This window comes from Gilliamella sp. B2911 (assembly GCF_026536965.1).
Classification (GTDB): Bacteria; Pseudomonadota; Gammaproteobacteria; order Enterobacterales; family Orbaceae; genus Gilliamella; species Gilliamella apicola_E.
In genome coordinates, this window is record NZ_JAFNNA010000018.1 from 1 (window position 1) to 22,646 (window position 22,646).

A 22,646-nucleotide genomic window follows, 5' to 3' on the forward strand; every position below is an offset into this window, starting at 1 on the left:
AATCACCTAATACTATTTTTTATCACCCCCGCCCCCGCCCTAAGGATTAAGGACGAAGAAATAAAAACTAAGGATGGGAGCAAAGGACGTTGGTGTAGTCGTAGCGCGAATCCACGCCCCCTGGGACGTCTGTGTGCACGATAAACTGGTAACTACCACGCCGGTCACTAGTCCAGTACCAATGGTTGACGAAGCCAACGCCTGAATAATCCACCATACGACCCCACTCCGCAACAAAGCCAGAACCTATATGATACATAAACCGATTTCTAGGCGAGGAAGGGGTGGCGCTGACAGCGCCTTGACAAGTGAAACCTGTATCACGACAAGATGCATTGGTTAAATCCCTTACGCGAGGCATTCGATAACCAATACTATTACACCAAGATAAGGCAGGAGAATAATTGAGCTCAACCACATAACCACGGTGGACGAACCACTGCTTCAATGTAAAACCATATTTGACGACTGGAGTACCATTACTATCACGACCGACCAACTCGAAGGTCTGAGGCAAAGTAGGTTTAGAAATAGGACCAGGATTGGATGAACTATGTTGGGATGTGGTAGCGTAAGGACCAGTTAAAGTAACATGAACGCTTGTAGCAGTAGGATTAGACATAGTAGCAGTGATACCTCCATGAGAAACAGGAGACCAAGACAATGGCTGACTTACACCACTAATATCTAAATCAAAGTACAATCCATTAGCACCAGTTGTAGGAAAGTTTCTACCGTAAAGTGACGGGTCTGTTTCTTGAGTGAGAAAACCCCTATCAGGGTCCCACATCGAAGCTGGGCCAGCACTAATATAATTATAATACATATTTGGTCTGGCAAAACAAACCACCGGCGCAGCCTTAGGATTGACGTAATAAGTCTCACTACGAGCACTGAAAGTACTACGATTAGGAAATCCATAACGAGTAGATAATGTACCGTCAGTACTGGATAACGTAACCCTATAAGGTGCCTTACAAATTGTTGGAACGGTACTACGTGATACTGACTGACCTCTTTTATCGACGATAGATAAACTTAAAGAACCAGTAGCAGTAACGTCAGCATCACCATCATCATCTCCCCAATAATTATTAGGAGGGCCGATAAGAGAACTCAAAGCGACTGAATTTGTATCAGTAGGAACGAACATACGAATATCAGCAAAACTCTGACCCTCAACGGGTAAGACGATTGGAGCTGAAGAAGATGAAGTATTGGTTGAAGGCGTGTAATTAGCTCCGTTAGATAGCGTAATCCCAAGCAGACCGTTAGTATCAACAACACGTGTACGACCACCGTCGAAAGTCAGATAAGGTGCACTACCCTGTATCGCATTCCTAGTTGTCTGTGATGTCAATGCGTGACCCGAAAAAGGAAGGAAAAGAGCCACGGAAAAAACAATCTGCCGGGATAATTTGGAAAAGCCGAAGGATCGAAAACAGGATCTGAAAGATGATCCGGAAAACGACCGGAAAAACGTTCGAAAAGAGGATCGCGGAAGCGATCGCGCGAAAATTCGCAGAATTTCACTTGATTGCGTGGAAAAATAAGTTTCAGTGAAAAATTTAAACTGGGTGCTGGACTTAGACGAATTTAAAAGATAGGTTGGCCAGGTTGCCTGTTGCCTGTTGCCTGTTGAAAATTATAATGCATATGTGACAATCCTGTCAAGTAATTTTTTGATTAATTTACAATTTTATACTTTTCTGCTAAATTTTAGCCTAGTAGCTAAAACCGTGTAAAAAGTATAGTGATTGGAAAAACACGATGCAACACTTTTTTTCGCTCATTTACGTTAACTTTTGTAAATAGGATCTAAAAAGGATCTGGGAGCTAACCGGTTAATCTTTGTTTTAATTAAATATATTTCAATTACAAATCTTTAAAATTAGAGCGATTGATCCTCAAAAATTTTATTTTAGAGCTTTGAATTAGAAATTCAGTGATTTTGATATTTGAATAATTTTTTAAGTAAAATTTAAAACCTCAAAAACCCCGCTCCTCAACTTTTTTGATGGAAAAATAGAACTACTAAAAAGTGCCACAGTTTGAGCGCAATCATTTATTTGAGACTATATTTCAAACCAAAATTTTGAACCTCAAAAACCCCGCTCCTCAACTTTTTTACAAAAGCGAGTTGGATGTTATAAGAATTATTACGATATAAAAAACACCACCTATACGTAACTGGATTTATTAATAACAATCGGCGATAATCAATTTAATTATATTAAAACTAATGTAACCATGTTTACTATTTATCATTCTAATCAAGTCGATTTACTCAAATCATTAGTCAGCGAATTAATGCGCAGAGACCCATTAGAGCAAGTATTTACACCTGATATGGTCATTGTGCAAAGCCAAGGGATGGCGCAGTGGTTACAAATTGAATTGGCTAACGATCTTGGTATTGTGGCTAATGTTGATTTTCCCTTTCCGAGTCAATTTATTTGGCAGTTATACCAAGCCCTTCTGCCTGAGGCACCAATTGAAAATAGTTATAATGTCGAATCAATGACTTGGCGTTTATATTATCTATTGCCAAAAATTATTGAGCGGCCAGAATTTGAAACAATCAAATATTATCTTGATATTGATAAAGAAGAACGAAAACAGTACCAATTAGCAACTCGCATAGCAAAATTATTTGACCAGTATTTAGTTTATCGCCCAGACTGGCTAGCCAAATGGGAAGCCAATCAAACAGTCACTGAATTAAACAACCATCCGGATGAGAAGTGGCAAGCGGAATTATGGCGTCAACTCATCTCGATTAGCCAACCCTATCATCGTGCTAACATTTATCAACAAATGTTAGAGATTATGTTAGATAGTGACTTTGATCGCGCCCGATTAAACAATTTACCTAAGCGGATTTATATTTTTGGCATCACCTCTTTGCCCCCAATTTATCTATCGCTATTATCCGCACTTGGACAACATATAGATGTTCACCTCATGTTTAACAACCCTTGTAAATGGTATTGGGGAGATATTGTTGAAATATCGGATACACAAAACCCACTACTGACATCGTGGGGAAAATTGGGACGAGATAACCTATTTTTATTGCAAGAGTTTCAAAATAAGCAGGATATTGATCTCTTTGTCGACAATGAACGTAATTGTCTATTACATGCTATTCAGCAAGATATTTTAGAGCTCTACCGTGAAGCACCAGTAGATGAAATCGATAACCAAGATAGATCGATAACATTTCATGCTTGTCATAGCGAACAGCGGGAAGTCGAAGTACTTTATGATTATCTATTATCGGCATTTGATGCTGATCCTACACTGGAATTACGTGATTGTATTGTCATGGTTTCAGATATTGATAAGTATGTACCTTATATTCGATCCGTATTTGGTAATGCTGAAGGACAACGTCATTTACCATTTACCATTTCCGATCAAAAAGCGCGTAACATCGATCCAATTGTGCAAGGATTTTTTGCTATTTTAAACTTTACTGAAAGCCGCTTTACTGCTGAAGAGTTATTTAACCTGCTAGAAATCCCAGCAATTGCTGAAAAATTTGCCATAAGTGAGCCACAACTAACTTTATTACATACTTGGATTATTGAGTCTGGCATTCGTTTTGGTCTCGAAAATGCTCACAGTTGGCTATTTGGTATTGAGCGCTTACTACTTGGTTATACCATGAATAGTGAACAAGGTGGCTGGCAACAGATATTACCTTATGATGGGGCTACAGGATTAGATGCCGAATTAATTGGCCAATTAGCAGAATTTATAAAATCTGTACGTAAATGGCTAAATATTTTAAGTGAAGACAAACCGTTATCTGAATGGCAAAGTTGCTGTATTGAGCTTATCAATGACTTCTTTGTTAGCAATACATCGCGCGAATCAATTTTACTCATGATCCAAGAAGAGTGGGAAAAACTGATCAGCAGTGGTTTAAATGCCAATTTTACCGACAATATTTCGATAACCGTCTTACATGATGCTATGCAAACCCGATTGGAACAAAGCCACTTAGCGCATCGATTCTTAGTTGGTAAAATAAACTTTTGTACTATGATGCCAATGCGTTCTATTCCGTTTAAATTGGTTTGCTTATTAGGTATGAACGATGGTGACTATCCAAGAACATCATTACCTTTAGATTTTGATTTAATTGCACAAAATCCAAGACGCGGCGATCGTAGTCGACGCATTGATGATCGTTATCTATTTTTGGAAGCTATTTTATCGGCACAAAATCAACTCTATATCAGTTATATTGGCCGTGATATGAAAGATGATAGCGAACGTTATCCATCGGTATTGGTTGATGAACTTTGGGATTATATTGTGCAGTATTATGCAACGGATGAAAATTCCACTAAAAAAAATCATCTAATAGATAAATTAAAAACATTGCATACCCGCACCCCATTTAATCCGCTAAATTTCTTAAATGAGCCAAGAAGTTATGCCGATGAGTGGTTACCAGCAGCGTTAAAAGCAGGGGAAAGCCAATCATTTATCAGTGATATCACCAATATGGTTGTTGATAACATCAATCTGGATGAACTAAAGCGATTTTATCAACACTCTATTCGATTCTTTTTACAAAAACGCTTTAATTTTTATATCAATTATTTAGATGACACATTACCCGATGCCGAAAACTTTAGCCTAGATAGCTTGAAACGCTATCAACTCAATTTACAGATTCTAAATGAGATGATCACTAAGGACTCAACTGATAATTTGTATCAACGCCTAACATTGACGGGTGAATTACCAGATGGGGCTTTTGGTGAGATTATTTATGATGAACAATGTGAATTATTACAGCCATTAGCCAACAAAATCATTAAAGAGCGAACCGATTTTTCAACGTCAGAGGTGAATTTAACCATTTCGATAGATAAACAACATTATCAATTACAAGGATGGTTAACTCATATTCAACAAGATGGCATTTTAACTTGGCGACCGACTAATCTCTCTATTCGTGATGGTATATCATTATGGATTGACCATTTAATTTATTGTATTTTAAATACAGATAAAAGCCAAAGTCGATTATATGGGCGAGAAGACAACCAATGGCGTTTTTCACACATTGATGCTAACCAAGCTTTAGCAATATTAACTGATTTGGTTGACGGTTATATACAAGGTATTAATCAACCGATGTTGTTACCATTACAAAGTGCTTGGAGTTGGTTAATTACCGCATATAATCCAAAAACAGCAGAAATTGAGCCGAGTGAAAAAGCCATCAGTAAATTATTAAATGCATGGCAAGGTGGACAATTTCACTCCGCTGAATGTGATAGTTATTACGCAAGATTATACCCTGAGTTGAACAATGAATTAATTGAGCAAATAACCCATCTTGCTCAGCGATTTTTATTACCGGTATTATTACATCAAGTCGAAGAATAGGAGGCATTATGTTTATTGATACACATTGCCATTTCAATTTTCCTGCTTTTGTTACCGATTTAGATAATTCAATCAACCACATTCGCCAAGCTCAGATTACTGGTTTAATTATTCCGTCCGTATGTGCTGATCATTTTAGCCAAATTTTGCAACTCAGCGGACAGTATCATGAACTTTATGCTGCACTTGGCCTACATCCTATATATCAACACTCCCCTACTGACCTTGAAATATTAGTAGATAAAGTTAGTACTCACTCAAAAAAAATAGTCGCTATTGGCGAAATCGGTTTGGATCGTTATGACAACTCGATTGCGTGGCAAAAGCAACTTGATTTTTTCCGAGCGCAATTGAGTATAGCCAAGCGGTTTGATTTACCGATTTTAGTCCATTCCCGCAAAACACACGATGTTATCTATCATGAATTACGACAAGCCAATTTACCCTGTCGTGGCGTGATCCACGGTTTTTCTGGAAGTTATCAACAAGCCATGCAATTTGTTAAATTAGGCTATTACATTGGTGTGGGTGGCGTAATAAGCTATGCGCGAGCCAATAAAACTCGTCAAACCATCGCCAAATTACCGCTCGAAAGTTTAGTGTTAGAAACCGATGCACCTGACATGCCGTTAAGTGGCCGGCAAGGACAAATCAATCGACCAGAAAATATTGTCGATATTTTTAAGATTCTTTGTCAATTACGTCCTGAAAATCCGATAGAAATACGCGACACAATTCTAACAAATACCTTGACGCTATTTAATAGAATCAATAAAATGGAAATACTAAATCAAACTTAACCATATAATTATTAAAAAATTATTCAGCCACAAGGTGGTGCTTATGTCTCGACGCTATAGTCAGTTATTTGTGCAATCCCTTATTTCACTTACTCGATTATTTCCTCTATGGGCAGTGCTTTGCGCAATAATCGCCTATTTTTTACCTAACGCATTCCTTCCAATTCGCCCTCATACATCACAACTATTAATGTTTGTCATGTTTACCATGGGCGTAACGTTAAGTATTGATGATTTTAAACGCGTCGTTACCAAACCTAAAGCGGTAATAATTTGCACCCTACTGCATTATATTGTTATGCCACTAACCGCATTGATCTTATCTAAATTATTTACCATGCGACCTGAGTTATTAGTTGGCATGGTTTTAGTTGGTAGTGTTGCGAGTGGAACCGCCTCGAATGTAATGATTTATCTGGCTAAGGGGGATGTGGCTTTATCGGTCACCATCTCATCAGTATCAACACTTGTTGGTGTCGTGGTCACCCCGCTACTTACACTACTATTAGTCGGCACCACTGTTGAAGTACCAGTATGGGATATGTTAGTGCATATTGTCCAAATAGTACTTGTTCCAATATTATTGGGATTATTTGTTCACCACTTTTTATATTCAGTAGTAAAAAAATGTGAGCGCTTCCTACCATTACTCTCAATGTTATGTATTTTATTAATTATTTGCATAGTGGTAGCGGGTAGTCATGCGCTCATTGGTCAAGTCGGTATAACGGTCATTTTTGCCGTAATCATCCATAATGGAATTGGTTTGTTAGGTGGTTATTGGGGAGGACGTTTATTTGGATTTGATGAATCGACCTGCCGAACCATGTCTTTAGAAGTGGGAATGCAAAACTCAGCGTTAGCTGCAACACTGGGTACCACCTATTTTTCAGCTTTATCAGCACTGCCAGCTGCGGTATTTTCTGTTTGGCACAATATTTCTGGCTCACTCTTGGCGGGTTATTGGCAAGGTAAACCGGTTAAAAATAAGAAAAAAGCTAATAATTAATTATCATAAAATAGCATTCATGGGCTCTCTTACCCAATCATAAAGGTAAGAGAGCATAATCTTAGCGCTAAGCATATCGTTCGTGCAATTTAATAATATTAGGCTGAATAAAATGAATCGCGAATTACCTCCTTTTGTCTATCGAATATTACCTTGGATTGCAGCCTTTGCTTTTTTTATGCAATCGCTTGATACCTCGATTTTAAATACTGCGCTGCCAACCATGGCTAAAGATCTCAATGAATCGCCATTAAATATGCAATCAGCGGTAATTTGTTACGCATTAACCTTGGCACTATTTATTCCGGTAAGTGGGTTTTTATCTGACAAATTTGGTACCAAAAACGTGTTTGTCATGGCGGTCGCACTCTTTACATTAGGTTCATTGCTTTGTGCGCTATCTAATTCGTTAATATTCTTAGATATATCAAGAGTAATTCAAGGCATTGGTGGCTCAATGATGGTCCCCGTTTCCCGTTTGGTTTTAATTAAGGCATTTAAACGTAATGAGTTTTTATCCGCATTAAATACTGCCACCATTCCCGGATTAATTGGACCGGTACTCGGACCTGTTTTAGGTGGTTATTTGGTTGATATGGTAAGTTGGCATTGGGTCTTTTTGATTAATTTGCCCATTGGTATTTTAGGTGTGCTTGTCAGCTTAAAATATATGCCGAACCTAAAAGGTGAACATATGCCTTTTGATGCATTTGGATTTATTTTTATTGTTATAACCTTCATCAGCGCGACGCTGAGTATTGAATGTTTAAATGAAGGTCAACAATATTATTTACCGCTATCGCTTGCTATTATTAGCATCGTATTTCTCTTTATTTATCGTAGCTACGCCAAAAAGAGACAAGCACCGCTGTTTCCACTCTCATTATTCAATATCCGTACATTCAAAATTGGCATTATCGGGAATTTAGTTTGTCGCTTAGGTATTTCAGGTGTACCTTTTCTTATTCCGTTATTTTTACAGGTTGGATTTGGCTATTCAGCCATGTTTGCCGGAATGATGTTAGTACCAATGGCGATCGCTTCAATTTTTACGCGATTTTTTATTACTAAATTATTGGCTCGATTAGGTTATCGTTTTGTGTTGGTTGCAAATACTATTTTAGCGGGAATATTGATTCTTTTACTGTCATTATTAAATTTAACCACACCACTAGTCATATTAGGTGTTTTACTATTTTGTATTGGTGGCGTTAACTCAATGCAATTTACCTCAATGAATAGTATAACTTTAGCTAACCTACAAGGCGAAAACACCAGCAGCGGCAATAGTTTAATGGCAGTTAATCAACAATTAGCCATCAGTTTTGGTACTGGCTTTGGTGCGGTATTGGTTAGATTATTTAGCAACTCAACAACGACTATTCACGCATTTCAGCTATCCTTTGTTATACTAGGTGTTGTCACTATGCTATCAAGCATAATCTTTGCACAATTAACAAAAGAAGATGGTCAAAATTTAACGGCTCGGCACTAAACAACAAGGAGATAACAATATGTTTCAGTATCAAATCATTCCCGTTACAGCTTTTCAAGAAAACTGTAGCATTATTTGGTGTGATGAAACAAATCAAGCCGCATTTATCGATCCAGGTGGTGAGCCAGAACTACTAAAAAAAGCAGTTGAAAAGCTTAATGTAGATATTAAACAAATACTGCTTACCCACGGTCATTTAGATCATGTTGGTGCAGCGGTGGAATTAGCTAAACACTATAACGTTAAAATTATTGGCCCTAGCCAAGAAGATGAATTTTTACTGTCAGGCTTACCACAACAATGCATACAATTTGGTTTTCCTCACATTGATAGCTTTTTACCCGATCGCTGGTTAACCGAAGGTGAACAAATAAAAGTAGGAAATGTCACTTTAGATGTTTTATTCTGCCCAGGTCATACTCCGGGCCATATCGTATTTATTAACAAACAAGATAAAATTGCTTTTGTGGGTGATGTGCTGTTCAAAAGCAGTATTGGACGAACCGACTTTCCTCGCGGAAATCATGCAGATCTGATCTCATCAATTACCCATAAACTCTTTCCATTAGGTGACGATTTTATCTTTGTACCTGGTCATGGCCCGATGTCGAGCTTTGGTAATGAACGAATGACTAACCCTTACTTAGTATAACGTCACTATTTGTTTAAATAGATTAAAGAATAATGTAAACTTTTTTGAAACAAAAGAGTTTACATTATAAATTTTTGTATTATTATTGCACTACTGTTTATCTTTTAATGGTAGAAAATAATGAAACTCACAACATATTATCCAACTTATATCAATACACTATTTAACTTATCATCTTGGCAACGCAAACTGTGTGCAACTACAGGGGCGGCCCTACTGCTAGGGTTAGCAGCTAATATCAGTATTCCCACATACCCAGTACCATTCACACTTCAATCGTTAGCCGTATTGTTAATTGGCGCTTTTTTAGGTCGTAAACTAGGTGCATTAACCATACTTCAATATCTCTTTTTAGGTGCAATGGGATTACCACTATTCGCTAACGGTAGCGGTGGAATTATGGCATTAGCTTCACCGTCATCAGGTTATTTGTATGGTTATATATTTAGTGCTTATTTAGCCGGTTTTGCTGCCGAAAAAGGGTACGATCGTCACTTTATTTTAGGATTAATTGCCTTTGCTTGTGCACATCAACTCTTATTTGTATTTGGTGTCGTTTATCTAATGGGATATATGCATATTTCACTTATCGAAGCACTAAAAGTTGGCTACTTACCTTTCGTTGGTGTTGATGCAGTTAAATTTATTATTGCAACTTGCGTAATGTTCTCATTATGGCGCCACCACGCACGCAAATAACCATGCAAATTGGCGATATTATTTTCCAAGCCCAGAATGAAGAAAGCGAATTCAATACCGCAGTGACGCATTCTGGTGCCGACACGGATGAAATAATCAAACAGATAAACCATGTTGGGTTATATATTGGTAATAATATCGTCATAGAAGCCACTCAACAGCATGGCGTGATTCAACAACCTCTTAATGACTTTTTAGCGAGAGCTAAATATAATCTGGTCGCAACCATTTATGATGATTCAGTCATCAAAAATGCATTAACCCGTGTTAAAACGTGTTTAGGATTGCCCTATAACCATAGTTTCCGTGCTGAAGATGAAGGATTTTACTGTAGCGAATTAATTACTTATGCCTTTAAATACCCATCAGGTGAAGACTATTTTCAGCGCTATCCAATGAATTTCAAAGATTCTGCGACTGGTCAAATTATTCCTTATTGGATCAAATACTACCAAAAACAACCCATCCCGCAAGGCGAACTTGGCTCACACCCTCAGCAATTACTTAGACAAAAAGCCTTATTCAAAACAATCGTGAATCATCATAAATGCGTTAAAAATACAGTAAAAAAAATTTAACAGTTGACATGGAGCGATTAAATCTATAATATGCGCGCTACATTTCGGTTCCTCCATAGTTCAGTCGGTAGAACGGCGGACTGTTAATCCGTATGTCACAGGTTCAAGTCCTGTTGGAGGAGCCAACTTTCCACTTCATCTCATATCTATACATCTCTATTTGATTATAAATCAATATATTATATTTTTTTTAGTATTCCTCTTATCTATATACATCTATCAATTTTTTTATCAATTCAATATTTTTTCGGGTTTAAATGCGGGTCAGCAAAAATGCTCTTTTTTTTCAAATAAGAAGTAAAGCGATACTTTGAGGATCGCTTTCGATTGCTGCATGATAATCTATCTCTCGGAAGAAAAGAACAAATTAGAAGATTTAAATTCTATTCGTTATAGTTAAAATAAGTTATAAGTAAGGTTTTGTTTTTTAATACTCTACCACCAATCAGGTATGGGTAATTCCTGAAATTCTCTCCATTCCTTACTAAATAAATTATTTAATGCATTATCTGGATTTTCACCTATAATCAGAACACTTCCATCATATAAAGAATATATTTTTTTATTTTCGTCTATGACTAAATAAGATGTTCCATCAATATTTCCTATAGGAATTAAATTTTTAGAACCTATTATTTTAGGGTAATCATTTATAATAACTTCATCATAATCATAACTTACTGGAGTATATATATTAAAATCAATTACTCTATCGTTTCCTTTTACCTTAATATCAATATACAATTGCCCATATTCTTTATAAAAAGAAACAAAAGAATCTGATATGATATAGCCTTTAATTGCTAAAAATTCTATTTCTTTTTTATTTTTTTCTCTCTCCCTAATTCCCATCCTGCTTTTTTTAATATTTCTATCGTTTCCTTTGTTTTCATCAGATTTTATTTATCCCTTATTAAACACAAAATAAAATTAATCTATACCAAATATTTTTTTCAATATATCAATTCTTTGCCCAGTCAATTCTTTTGTAGAAAATGAAGTGTTTTTTAATTTTTCATTTAAATAATCCAATCCTTTTTTGTTGTCAAAATATTTTTATAAAAAGAGGGATCTTTATCAAAAATACCTTCATGTAATATTAATTTATCTTGTTCTAACTCATCAAGTTACCTAGTTGGACTCGCTATACTTCCAATATGTAGAAACATTCTCTCAAACTGGTAACTAGATTCTATTTTTCGAAGTTTACTCATAAATTTTTATATCTTTCAATACATAAAAAATATAGGATAGTAAAATTAGCTACCAATTTTAAATATTACTCATTTTTTCAAATCCATCTAAGTATTCAATGCCTTTTTTAGTAATTATTACACTAGAATTTTCTCTTACCCATTCAATATAAGATTTTTCAAGTAAATTATTAATGATGATTAATAATTCTTTATGGTAAACAACTTCAGGGCATTTCATCATTACCCTCATATCAATACTTCTTAAATTGATAGCTTCTGTATGATTAGTTTCTTTAATAATTTTTAAGATTTCAATATTTTTCTGCATTATTTAATTCTTCTCCATCATTTATTTATTATTTTAATGCGTTAGGGTGGTCTATTATCTGCTCTATAAGTTCTTTTACTTTTGTTACATTTTTAGATGTCAAAGATGCTTTTTCTTTTGATCTTGTACCTGTTTCTATATGTGCAAGAGATCCACTATCGCCATCTTCAGCTATAGTATCAAAAGGGGTTTTTCCTCCTGCTGACTTCTCATGCGCACCGTTTCCTTTTTCCTGAGAAAGCAGCTTTTCTAGCTGTTCTGGTTTCTTTTGTTGAAGTTGTAGCTCTCTCTTACTATAGGTAGTAAGGGAACTACAACGTAAAAGGCAAAGTATGTTCTAGAAAATTTTTTTATACTGCCGCTTAAATAACCAATAACAATCAGTTAAGAAAACAGCAAGGAAAGATAGATTTCTTCATTTTTAATCTCTTTTATAAACTTCAATCATTTTATTATCCATAAAGTCTGGTGATTGAAAATAATATTTTTTATCCTTAATAAACAGGGTAAAGATAAAATCGCCTTGTGTTTGTTCTTTTGCTAATCCTTGATAGGCGCAAATATTGTCATCGTCTTTTAGGAATAATGGTAAATCATAATCAAGCGTATTGAGTTTAATCTTAGTATCACTAATAGTAACAGTTAAATTAGTGGAAAAATAATGACCATTAAAATCTTTTAAGGTAGTTGGTTGATATTGCGAAATAGTGTTAATTGCTGTTTGATAATGTTGTTTGTAGCGTTCTTCTAACTCAGGATGTTGTTCGACTAATGCTTCGGTGACAAAGTCCCCTAGAAAGTATCGAGAATTTTTAGGATCTCGATAAGAATATAGTTGTGATTGTTCAGTGTGCTTATCGGTAAGTAAAAACCATGACTGCGAACCTAACAGGATATCATAAAGTTTATTATTTTTCGTTAATTCAGCTTTAATATAGATACCATCAGGGGTAAAACCATAGAAATGTTCAAAATTAACATCATCAGGTAAGTACTCTTCGTGCTTATTTTGAGTAATTTCGAGAATATTGTCTGCACTTAAATTCCAATCTAAACACATTTGATAATAAATTAGATTTCGAAATTTTAAATCATGACATGACTTAGAAATATTGGTAATCTCATCTTGCGCTTTACAAGAGAAAATTATTAATAAGCTTGTTATCAGTATTAAAAATTTATTCATTATTTTACGCTTAAACTGTTAAATTTTTTTATATAATTAATGCCAATAATTCATCATTTTTTTATATACATCTTTTCCTTCATTTGGATCTTTTGCACATAAATCTTCGTGACATTTTACATCATCAATTGTTAAATTATAGTGTTGTAAAAGAAATTTAACTAAACAAGATAATGACTTAGCTTGCTCTTCTGTTACCTCCTGCCAATAGCCGTGAGGTAATATTGTTTACTTACCACCATTCATATTTATGAGGGTGATAAGCATAATAATCATTTGTTTACTACACAATCTTTAATTCAATTCATCAATTTCTTTATCCACAAATTTACGTTCGACAAGCTCACCATCTTTATAGGTTTCTGTGTACAAAAGTTTGCCTTTTTTGCGAGTGGATAAGATGGGTTCATACAGTTCATTATGTTCTAATTGATGACATTTCCAAATACCAACAGGCAGGCCATTTTTGTATTCCGATTCGAGATAAATATAACCGATACCTAAAGGCGCATATTTACTGCCTGTTATCTCTATCCATACCCCCTCGCGAGTATGGTTTTGAACTAAACCTTCCTCTGTATCATTAAGATCTGTATTTTGAAAAGAACCATTAGTATCATAATAGCGGATGAATTTGCCTTGGGGTGTCAGTTGGTATGTTCTTTTTTCATTAGCAGCACTGTCTGTCTCATCACTACCAAAATCCCTAATAATTATTTTCCCATTATCATAATAGAAAAATCGATAGCTTCTACCCAGATCATTTCCATATTCGTAAGTGGCTGCTAATTTATCCACAATTTGATCAGAGCTGATAGAGATAATGGATTGAAAAATAAGGTGTCTTCCATACTCGCAATGGTTGCATTCTAACTCAAGGTTCTCGGTGGTGAGTAGAAACAGATCAAACTGAGGAAAGCCGGCTATTTTTTCCACATGAACTGTAATCTTCTGGTTTAAAATATCGTTGATATTAAATGGGATATCATAGGAATCCTGAACAATCTGCTTTAAATTTTCTTGGGTTAAAGTAATCTTATAGGATTGTTCTGATTGGGACTGCTTATATAAATTTCCGGCTAATTCATCAAAAGCCTTTTCATTCCCCGAACGTTCACTTTCTGTTTCTGCATGTTGCCAATGTGTTGCAAAGGGATATAAAACATGTTTATCACCAATTGGCGGGCTGGCAAGCGGAGCTTGCATAATTTGGGTAATAAGATCGTCTTTTTTATTTTTATTAATCGGTTGGCTATTCGCCATTTGATTACAACCTATCATCAAGAAGATGATGATAAAGGGTATAACTATCGTTTTCATACTATATTACCCCTTTTTAATTTTAGCCACTTCATCATCTATAAACACCCGATTCACAAGCTCACCGTCTTTATAGGTTTCTGTGTACAAAAGTTTACCTTTTTTGCGAGTGGATAAGATAGGTTCATTGAGTTCATTATAATGCTGTTCTAATTGATAAAATTTCCAAATATTAACGGGCAAACCATTTTTATATTCGGCTTCTAAGTAAGTATTGTTATGAGTATAACCGTTTGGCTTAATTTCAATCCATAAACCTTCGCGGGTATGGTTTTGAACTAAGCCTTGTTCTTCTTGGTTTTGAAATGGACCATTTTCGTCATAATAGCGGATAAATTTGCCTTGGGAGGAGAGTTGATATGTTGTTATTTCAGAAGCAAAACTATTTATCTCATCACGTTCAAGTTCCCTAATAATTATTTTTTCCTTGTTATAATAGAAAAAACGATAACTTCTGCCTATATCACTTCCATATTTGTAAGCTACTACCAACTTATCTATAATTTTATCAGCAGAAATAGAAATAATGGTTTGTAGGGTAAATTTAGATTCGAATTCACAAGGATTACATTTTAAATCAAGGGATTCAGTGGTAAGTAGAAACAGATCAAAATGAGGCGAACTAGCTAATTTCTCTACATGAACTTTAATCTCTTGTTTTAAAATATCATCAATAATATCAGAATAAATATCATATGGGATATTAAAAACCTGTTTTAAATTTTCAATAGTTAAAGTGATCTTATAGGATTGTTCTGATTGGGACTGCTTATATAAATTTCCGGCCAATTCATCAAAAGCTTTTTCACTCCCCGAACGTTCATTTTCTGTTTTTGCATGTTGCCAATGTGTGGCAAAAGGATATAAAACATGTTTATCACCAATTGGCGGGCTGGCAAGCGGAGCTTGCATAATTTGGGTAATAAAATGGTCTTTTTTATTTTTATTAATCGGTTGGCTATTCGCCATTTGATTACTCATAAATAAGAGGGTTATACATACTATTATCAATCTCATTGCCAATATTCCTTGTACATTTTTTACTCCCCCGTACTTTAAAAAACGCTTGTATAGAATAACGGATGCAGTATATGAGTGCGGTTTTCAGAATTTATGGAGAGTATATACCTGATTTCAGATAATAGTGAATTTATTTCCTCTTTATTTTAGGTGGATTTTTAATTGATAACTTACTATGAATATTAACAATTTTTGCCAGAATATTTTTTTATTATCACGCATATTATGCACGGCAATCCATAGTATAAAAATCTAGAATGGATAAATACCATTTATTATCTAATTGGGTTAGATAAAATATAAAAATATTTTTTTCATGATTCGGTCATTATACCTGGAAAGTTTTCTATATAGACAACTTTAACTGTTTTAGGGGCTATTTTATCGGCAATGGATTGATATTCCTCCCAAACAGGATTTTTTTCAAATTGATAGTGTTTTAGTTCCCAATGATAATAACCAAGCGCTATTTTTAAAGCCTCAATATTTTTTTCTTTTGAATTGGCATACAGACCTAGTTTAGTGACTTTTTCACTACATGGATCAAATGTAGGATATTGTTCATATTGTATTTTAGGATTGCCAGATATTGAAAACCCTAGCAATTCATCGTCTACCCAAGACGGTATTGTATTTTCTATTATTTTATTATTCGATTTAAATTGTTCAATTCTTCTCATTGTTGGGCTGGTACTTCCATTATATACAATGAAAAGACCTATATCTTTATTAATATATTGGTTAATTTCTTTAAAATTCTTTTTTATTAAAAAGGTCAATAAGTTGATAAACCGTAGCATCAAAATGTGGGATTGTTTGAGTCACTGCTGATTGATTTTCTATTTTTTGACTACATGCTATATTAGCCAAAGACAATAGAATCAGTAATAATATTCTCATGTTAAAATTCCCATGTTCTTTAGCTGTTTATTTATCTTTCTTTCGAACTTAAACTTCATTTGCCATCAAATTCAACTTTTCCTTGACTTATCCATTGATTATCTTTCCACTCACCGTCACACATCTCTACCCCAGACCAGACAACTTTTGAGTTTTTGATATCGATAATGACACATTGATAGTTTTCGTGTAGCATTTTTTCATTGTCTGATATTTCAACATAACCTTTGATAATCGCATCCATTTTAACATAATGTTTATTATCAGATATTTTAATATCTATTGAGTCAATACCGGTATATTGCTCATCATCATAATATCCTTCGATTTTAGATGTCACTTCATTGTTAATTAATCTTGGATCTGAATAAAGATTGAATTCTTTATTATAAGTTAAGAAGATTAATTCTATTTGATCGGTAATTTTTAATTTATTAGCAATAGGGACTGGTTTTATAGTTGTACCTACACAGGAAAGGCTAAAAATAAGTAATGTTATATATAATAAATATCTCATAAATCTTGCTGTTGCGCTTATCACATCTTATGAAGAGTATATACCTGATTTCAGATAATAGTGAATTTATTTCCGCTTTATCAAATACCCAGTGATTATTTTTGAAATGGGATAAATAAGCATCCAGTTTAAACTTAAAATCATCATCAGAATAAATTTCTTTGATGTCTTTGTTTATAAGTTACGATATATCATAATTATCTAATCTTCTTTCGAGTAACTGTTTCTTTATTTCGTTACTTAATAATTGTGGTTAATTAACCGCTTTATAAAAAGCAAAAAAATATCAAAAAAGTAATATGTGGTAAAAATTGCTTCATAGGGTTTTCTCTTTTGTATTTTTACGTTTAAAAAAAAACAGTATAAGTAAAACTGAAATATAAAGAATTAAAGGAATCTTATAAATCATATCAATGATATTTTGTCCTATCATTTCATTTTCATCAGAAAACAAAACATAATAACTATTGTGACTTAAATAATTAATATAATTATAATTTTCAGAAAGAGGATTCAATTTTAGCGCCCAAAAGACAGTAGGATCATCGTTGCAAATAAGAATTTGGGTAAAACCTTTAATTAATAGTAATAGTATTATTAAGATCTTTAATAATTTCATATTGTCATCCATTTATAATCTTATTGAACTGATTGAATTTCGACTTTAATTCGGGGATGTGCTTCATAGATATTAATTTTTCCCTATTCTTTTCTTCCAATAATATAATGATATTCAATATCTACCCAATTATTTTTTACAATATGTCTTTTTTCTACTTGATTAACTTTTGTAGTAAAACCATAAAATCTCTCGCAAGAACCAATTTTACGCATTCTAAATCCGATTAAAGCAGATTTTTATGCCAAATATCCCACACACAAAACGCCAAATCTTCACATTTCATAATAAAAGATTCATAATAAACTTCGCGTTTAATTGTCCATATTCGATATAAAATAGAATCGATAAGATTAAAGGAGATTGACCAATGCATGTGCACTTTATTATCCACGAAGATTTCGAAGCACCTGGCGCATATGAGCAATGGGCAAAAATGCATCAACACACCATTAGTTATTCTCGTGTTTATCTTGGTCAGCCGCTTCCCGATAAGATAGATAAGATAGATAAGATTGATATGTTGATTATTATGGGTGGTCCTCAATCACCAGCAACGACTAAAAAAGAGTGTCCACATTTTGACTCATTAGCCGAGCAAGCCATCATATCTACGGCAATCAAATCACAAAAAATAGTCATCGGTGTCTGTCTTGGCTCGCAATTAATTGGTGAAGCCTTAGGTGCACATTTCGAGCATAGTCCGGAAAAAGAGATTGGCAAATTCCCAATTACGTTGACTGAAGCAGGCAAAAAAAATCCGCTTTTTGCGCATTTCGGTGATAGTTTGGCGGTCGGCCACTGGCACAATGATATGCCGGGTTTAACTCAAGATGCCAAAATCATTGCCTATAGTGAAGGCTGTCCACGGCAAATCATTGCCTATGGTCCATTCGTGTATGGTTTCCAATGTCATATGGAGCTAACCCATGACGTGGTTGAACAACTTATTGCTCACTCTGAAAACGACCTAAAACAAGCCGAGAAATACCGTTTTATTGATACTCCCCAGCAACTTCGTTTACATGACTATTCTGAAATGAATCAAAAGCTTTTTGGATTTCTAGACAAGTTAAGCCTTTTATCACAGCCCCAAAAATAATAAATTTGATGATGATATAGAAACAATCCAAAGCTATATCATCAAAAAATCATAAGTAACGAAAATTAAACAAAAATTAGGATAGCCACCAGCTATCTAAGTAATAGTTTGTGAGATATATTGATAGTTCGTATACTCATAAAATAATGTAGTTAATAATTCCGATTAGATGAAAGGAGCGATTCCATGGCTTACACACTACCCCCTCTACCTTATGCTTATGATGCTTTAGAACCTTATATTGATACTGAAACAATGCATCTACACCATGATAAACATCATCAAACTTACGTAAACAATGCCAACGCATTATTAGAAACCCTACCTGCTGAATTAAACGATTTTTGTCCAGAAACATTATTAAAAAATTTAGACAAAGTACCAGCAGACAAATTGACTGGAATTAAAAACAATGTCGGTGGTCACGTTAATCACACCCTATTTTGGGAACTGCTAAAAATTGGAACCGAGCTTAAGGGCGAACTTAAAGCGGCAATAGAAAAAGATTTTGGTTCGGTTGATGCGTTTAAAGAAAAATTCTCAGCAGCGGCTGCAACCCGTTTTGGTTCAGGTTGGGCGTGGTTAGTATTGAAAAATGACAAACTTGAAGTTGTGTCAACCGCGAATCAAGATACCCCAATTATGGGCGAAAAATTTGCCGGCGTTTCAGGCACACCAATTCTAGCGCTTGATGTTTGGGAACATGCTTACTACTTAAAATACCAAAACCGCCGTGCGGATTACATTGGTGCATTTTGGAATGTCATCAATTGGGACAAAGTCGCTCAATTATATGCAGCAGCCAAAAAATAATCATCTCAAATAAACCTAAAAAATGACGCTTTATGCGTCATTTTTATTTTTTAGCATAGCGTTAAACGATCGCATTTACTTAAATGGCTAAAGCAAAGTCATTGCTAAGTTATACTTAAATCCGTTACAATGTACGATTAGTTAAAAACAGCAAAAATAGCAAAACATGTTTGAAATTAATCCTATCAAATCAAAAATAACCGAATTAACCGAACGAACGAATGTCATTCGGGGGTATCTTTGACTATGACCTCAAAAAAGAGCGTCTAGAGGAAGTCAATGCCGAACTAGAACAATCCGAAGTTTGGGCCGATCCAGAAAAGGCACAAGCATTAGGCAAAGAACGCGTCGCGCTAGAAGAGATCATCAATACCATCAATACCTTAGAACAAGGTCTAGACGACGTCGAAGGCCTACTTGAACTTGCTATTGAAGCAGAAGATCAAGACACTTTTGACGAAGCCAATCAAGAAGTTGAACAACTCGAAAAAAAGCTAGCCGGTCTTGAATTTCGCCGAATGTTCTCGGGTGATTATGACAGTGCTGACTGTTACTTAGATATCCAATCAGGCTCAGGGGGTACTGAAGCCCAAGATTGGGCTGAAATGTTACTGCGAATGTATTTACGCTGGGCTGAATCGAAAGGTTTTACAACCGAAGTGATGGAAGTATCAGACGGCGATGTAGCTGGCATAAAATCAGCCACAATCAAAGTAACCGGCGATTATGCTTATGGTTGGTTACGCACTGAAACCGGTGTCCACCGCTTAGTACGAAAAAGCCCATTTGACTCAGGAAACCGCCGTCATACCTCATTTGCATCGGTATTTGTCTATCCAGAGGTTGATGACAATATTGATATCGACATCAATCCAGCCGATCTACGCATTGACGTTTATCGGGCATCGGGCGCGGGTGGTCAGCATGTTAATAAAACCGAATCTGCTGTACGTATTACCCACGTACCAACGGGAATTGTGACACAATGTCAAAATAACCGCTCGCAACATAGCAATAAAGATCAGGCCATGAAACAGTTAAAAGCAAAACTGTATGAGCTTGAAATGCACAAAAAGAATGCCGAAAAACAACAAATGGAAGAAAACAAATCCGACATTGGTTGGGGCAGCCAAATTCGTTCGTATGTACTTGATGATTCACGAATCAAAGACTTACGCACAGGCGTTGAAACACGCAATACGCAAGCCGTATTAGACGGTGATTTAGATCAATTTATTGAAGAAAGCTTAAAAGCCGGTTTATAACTGGTAATAAATAAAAGGTAAAATTATGTCAACACAGCAAGAGCAACAAAACCATATTGAAGAGTTAAATAACGAGCTTACAATACGTCGTGAAAAGCTAGCTGCAATTCGCGAACAAGGCATTGCTTTCCCGAATGATTTCCGTCGTGACGCAATTTCAAGCGATCTTCATAAATTGTATGATGAAAAAACTAACGAAGAGTTAATTGAAAACAAAATTATTGTAACCGTTGCGGGTCGAATGATGATGCGCCGTATTATGGGTAAAGCCTCATTTGTATCATTACAAGATGTTGCAGGGCAAATCCAACTCTATGTCACTCGTGATGATCTACCCGAAAACTACTACAACGAACAATTCAAAAAATGGGATCTTGGTGACATCGTTGGTGCTAAAGGCTACTTATTCAAAACCAAAACAGGTGAACTATCAATCCACTGTGAAGAAATCCGCCTACTAACAAAAGCATTACGCCCATTACCCGATAAATTCCACGGTTTAGCAGATCAAGAAATGCGCTATCGTCAACGTTACCTTGATTTAATTACTAATCAACAATCACGTGACACCTTTATTGCGCGCTCAAAAGTGGTAACTGAAATTCGTAACTTTATGTTAGAAAACCACTTTATGGAAGTTGAAACCCCAATGATGCAAGTCATCCCAGGTGGTGCATCAGCCAAACCATTTATTACGCACCATAATGCGCTTGATCTAGACATGTATTTACGAATTGCGCCAGAACTTTACTTAAAACGTCTAGTGGTAGGTGGATTTGAGCGTGTATTTGAAATCAACCGCAATTTCCGAAACGAAGGGGTATCACCAAGACATAATCCTGAATTTACTATGATGGAAATGTACATGGCTTATGCCGATTATAAAGATTTGATCGTATTAACTGAAGCGTTATTCCGTCGTTTAGCCATTGCCGTGACGGGGAATGCCGTAGTGCAATATGGCGAACACACTTTTGATTTCGGCAAACCATTTATCAAAATGACCATGCGTGAAGCAATCTGCCATTATCGCCCAGAAACCAACAATGCTGATTTAGATGATTTTGACAAAGCTTGTGCCATTGCAAAAGCAGTGGGAATCAAAGTTGAAAAAGGCTGGGGACTTGGTCGAGTGGTAACTGAAATATTTGAAGAAGTGGCTGAAGCTAACCTCATTCAACCAACATTTATCACCGAATACCCGGCAGAAGTCTCACCACTTGCCCGTCGAAACGATGAAAACCCATTTGTAACAGACCGCTTTGAATTCTTTATTGGTGGACGTGAAATTGGTAACGGCTTCTCAGAACTTAATGATGCCGAAGACCAAGCACAACGTTTTGCCGACCAAGTATCACAAAAAGACGCGGGTGATGACGAAGCAATGTTTTATGATGAAGATTACATCACTGCATTAGAACATGGCTTACCGCCAACAGCAGGGCTAGGAATTGGGATTGACCGAACCGTAATGCTATTTACCAATAGCCATACCATTCGGGACGTCATCTTATTCCCAACTATGCGTCCAGTTAAATAGTTTCGACAAAGTTAATCAAACTCACTTATTCACCAATAAGTGAGTTTTTTTATATCAAAAACCCCGCTCCTCAACTTTTTTTGAGATAAAACACCTCAAAAATAAACCCTCCGAGGCGGGTAATTCAAACGTCGCTTAGCCGCAAAATCGCTTTTTATGGCTAAACGACGTTGACTCCTTGAGTCAGCTTGCTTT

At 35.4% G+C, this 22,646-nt stretch carries 19 protein-coding genes and 1 tRNA gene; 12 read left to right on the forward strand and 8 right to left on the reverse strand.

The annotated features are described in order from the left end of the window. Window positions 1–67: 67 nt before the first annotated feature. Window positions 68–1,393, reverse strand: coding sequence for a hypothetical protein (locus J3U27_RS11260; RefSeq protein ID WP_267377473.1), 1,326 nt, complete (start codon window positions 1,391–1,393; stop codon window positions 68–70). Between the two features lie 857 nt (window positions 1,394–2,250). On the opposite strand from J3U27_RS11260, the gene recC reads away from it, so the two are divergent. The 8 genes from recC (at window position 2,251) to J3U27_RS11300 (ending at window position 10,770) form a co-directional block, all read left to right on the forward strand. Beyond that, window positions 2,251–5,412, forward strand: a complete 3,162-nt coding sequence (recC, locus tag J3U27_RS11265) for an exodeoxyribonuclease V subunit gamma (protein ID WP_267377474.1) — start codon at window positions 2,251–2,253, stop codon at window positions 5,410–5,412. Window positions 5,413–5,420: 8 nt separating this feature from the next. Beyond that, window positions 5,421–6,212 carry a TatD family hydrolase gene (locus J3U27_RS11270; protein ID WP_267377475.1) on the forward strand — a complete coding sequence of 264 codons (792 nt, stop codon included), beginning with the start codon at window positions 5,421–5,423 and terminating at the stop codon, window positions 6,210–6,212. A 43-nt stretch (window positions 6,213–6,255) separates the two neighbouring features. Then, the gene (gene panS / locus J3U27_RS11275) at window positions 6,256–7,221 is read left to right on the forward strand and encodes a ketopantoate/pantoate/pantothenate transporter PanS (RefSeq protein ID WP_267377476.1); all 966 of its coding nucleotides are present in this window, start codon (window positions 6,256–6,258) and stop codon (window positions 7,219–7,221) included. Between the two features lie 112 nt (window positions 7,222–7,333). Further along, entirely contained in the window at window positions 7,334–8,716 is a 1,383-nt protein-coding gene (locus J3U27_RS11280; RefSeq protein ID WP_267377478.1) for an MFS transporter, read from the forward strand. A gap of 19 nt (window positions 8,717–8,735) precedes the next feature. After that, the gene (locus tag J3U27_RS11285; protein WP_065563784.1) at window positions 8,736–9,368 is read left to right on the forward strand and encodes an MBL fold metallo-hydrolase; all 633 of its coding nucleotides are present in this window, start codon (window positions 8,736–8,738) and stop codon (window positions 9,366–9,368) included. 120 nt (window positions 9,369–9,488) lie between these two features. Next, window positions 9,489–10,067, forward strand: coding sequence for a biotin transporter BioY (locus J3U27_RS11290; protein WP_220225338.1), 579 nt, complete (start codon window positions 9,489–9,491; stop codon window positions 10,065–10,067). After that, window positions 10,043–10,645 carry a YiiX/YebB-like N1pC/P60 family cysteine hydrolase gene (locus J3U27_RS11295; RefSeq protein ID WP_220225339.1) on the forward strand — a complete coding sequence of 201 codons (603 nt, stop codon included), beginning with the start codon at window positions 10,043–10,045 and terminating at the stop codon, window positions 10,643–10,645. The genes J3U27_RS11290 and J3U27_RS11295 overlap by 25 nt, the downstream gene beginning before the upstream one ends. A gap of 49 nt (window positions 10,646–10,694) precedes the next feature. Continuing rightward, window positions 10,695–10,770: transfer RNA gene (locus J3U27_RS11300), tRNA-Asn, on the forward strand. A 310-nt stretch (window positions 10,771–11,080) separates the two neighbouring features. Here the strand turns inward: J3U27_RS11300 and J3U27_RS11305 are convergent. From J3U27_RS11305 to J3U27_RS11335, 7 genes are all read right to left on the reverse strand, one after another. Continuing rightward, window positions 11,081–11,497, reverse strand: a complete 417-nt coding sequence (locus J3U27_RS11305) for an SUKH-3 domain-containing protein (protein ID WP_267353539.1) — start codon at window positions 11,495–11,497, stop codon at window positions 11,081–11,083. Window positions 11,498–11,917: 420 nt separating this feature from the next. Then, window positions 11,918–12,169: a hypothetical protein gene (locus tag J3U27_RS11310; RefSeq protein ID WP_065733579.1), complete on the reverse strand. Its 252-nt coding sequence runs from the start codon at window positions 12,167–12,169 to the stop codon at window positions 11,918–11,920. 421 nt (window positions 12,170–12,590) lie between these two features. Then, window positions 12,591–13,355, reverse strand: coding sequence for a hypothetical protein (locus tag J3U27_RS11315; RefSeq protein WP_220218566.1), 765 nt, complete (start codon window positions 13,353–13,355; stop codon window positions 12,591–12,593). A gap of 294 nt (window positions 13,356–13,649) precedes the next feature. Further along, a complete protein-coding gene (locus tag J3U27_RS11320) occupies window positions 13,650–14,675 on the reverse strand; it encodes a hypothetical protein (protein ID WP_267377480.1) in 1,026 nt (341 codons plus the stop codon). 6 nt (window positions 14,676–14,681) lie between these two features. Continuing rightward, entirely contained in the window at window positions 14,682–15,698 is a 1,017-nt protein-coding gene (locus J3U27_RS11325) for a hypothetical protein (protein WP_267377481.1), read from the reverse strand. 311 nt (window positions 15,699–16,009) lie between these two features. Next, window positions 16,010–16,474, reverse strand: a complete 465-nt coding sequence (locus J3U27_RS11330; RefSeq protein WP_267377482.1) for a hypothetical protein — start codon at window positions 16,472–16,474, stop codon at window positions 16,010–16,012. Between the two features lie 176 nt (window positions 16,475–16,650). Then, window positions 16,651–17,112, reverse strand: coding sequence for a hypothetical protein (locus J3U27_RS11335; RefSeq protein ID WP_065733576.1), 462 nt, complete (start codon window positions 17,110–17,112; stop codon window positions 16,651–16,653). 989 nt (window positions 17,113–18,101) lie between these two features. On the opposite strand from J3U27_RS11335, the gene J3U27_RS11340 reads away from it, so the two are divergent. The 4 genes from J3U27_RS11340 to lysS all read left to right on the forward strand — a co-directional run bounded on the left by J3U27_RS11340 (window position 18,102) and on the right by lysS (window position 22,451). Further along, entirely contained in the window at window positions 18,102–18,833 is a 732-nt protein-coding gene (locus J3U27_RS11340) for a type 1 glutamine amidotransferase (protein ID WP_267377483.1), read from the forward strand. Window positions 18,834–19,019: 186 nt separating this feature from the next. After that, window positions 19,020–19,646, forward strand: coding sequence for a Fe-Mn family superoxide dismutase (locus J3U27_RS11345; protein ID WP_065563798.1), 627 nt, complete (start codon window positions 19,020–19,022; stop codon window positions 19,644–19,646). Window positions 19,647–19,812: 166 nt separating this feature from the next. Further along, window positions 19,813–20,911, forward strand: a protein-coding gene (prfB, locus tag J3U27_RS11350) for a peptide chain release factor 2 (RefSeq protein ID WP_141677433.1) whose coding sequence is annotated in 2 segments (ribosomal slippage) — window positions 19,813–19,887 and window positions 19,889–20,911 — 1,098 coding nt in all. Because the reading frame shifts where the segments join, the coding sequence is not laid out codon by codon here. Window positions 20,912–20,936: 25 nt separating this feature from the next. After that, window positions 20,937–22,451, forward strand: coding sequence for a lysine--tRNA ligase (gene lysS / locus J3U27_RS11355; protein ID WP_065733572.1), 1,515 nt, complete (start codon window positions 20,937–20,939; stop codon window positions 22,449–22,451). Window positions 22,452–22,646: the final 195 nt, after the last annotated feature.

Excerpts from the sequence above, each read along its gene's own strand:
- recC (WP_267377474.1), top strand. The coding sequence starts at position 2,251 with ATGTTTACTATTTATCATTCTAATCAAGTCGATTTACTCAAATCATTA.
- J3U27_RS11270 (WP_267377475.1), top strand. The coding sequence starts at position 5,421 with ATGTTTATTGATACACATTGCCATTTCAATTTTCCTGCTTTTGTTACC.
- panS (WP_267377476.1), top strand. The coding sequence starts at position 6,256 with ATGTCTCGACGCTATAGTCAGTTATTTGTGCAATCCCTTATTTCACTT.
- J3U27_RS11280 (WP_267377478.1), top strand. The coding sequence starts at position 7,334 with ATGAATCGCGAATTACCTCCTTTTGTCTATCGAATATTACCTTGGATT.
- J3U27_RS11285 (WP_065563784.1), top strand. The coding sequence starts at position 8,736 with ATGTTTCAGTATCAAATCATTCCCGTTACAGCTTTTCAAGAAAACTGT.
- J3U27_RS11290 (WP_220225338.1), top strand. The coding sequence starts at position 9,489 with ATGAAACTCACAACATATTATCCAACTTATATCAATACACTATTTAAC.
- J3U27_RS11295 (WP_220225339.1), top strand. The coding sequence starts at position 10,043 with ATGGCGCCACCACGCACGCAAATAACCATGCAAATTGGCGATATTATT.
- J3U27_RS11305 (WP_267353539.1), bottom strand. The coding sequence starts at position 11,497 with ATGGGAATTAGGGAGAGAGAAAAAAATAAAAAAGAAATAGAATTTTTA.
- J3U27_RS11310 (WP_065733579.1), bottom strand. The coding sequence starts at position 12,169 with ATGCAGAAAAATATTGAAATCTTAAAAATTATTAAAGAAACTAATCAT.
- J3U27_RS11315 (WP_220218566.1), bottom strand. The coding sequence starts at position 13,355 with ATGAATAAATTTTTAATACTGATAACAAGCTTATTAATAATTTTCTCT.
- J3U27_RS11320 (WP_267377480.1), bottom strand. The coding sequence starts at position 14,675 with ATGAAAACGATAGTTATACCCTTTATCATCATCTTCTTGATGATAGGT.
- J3U27_RS11335 (WP_065733576.1), bottom strand. The coding sequence starts at position 17,112 with ATGAGATATTTATTATATATAACATTACTTATTTTTAGCCTTTCCTGT.
- J3U27_RS11340 (WP_267377483.1), top strand. The coding sequence starts at position 18,102 with ATGCATGTGCACTTTATTATCCACGAAGATTTCGAAGCACCTGGCGCA.
- J3U27_RS11345 (WP_065563798.1), top strand. The coding sequence starts at position 19,020 with ATGGCTTACACACTACCCCCTCTACCTTATGCTTATGATGCTTTAGAA.
- lysS (WP_065733572.1), top strand. The coding sequence starts at position 20,937 with ATGTCAACACAGCAAGAGCAACAAAACCATATTGAAGAGTTAAATAAC.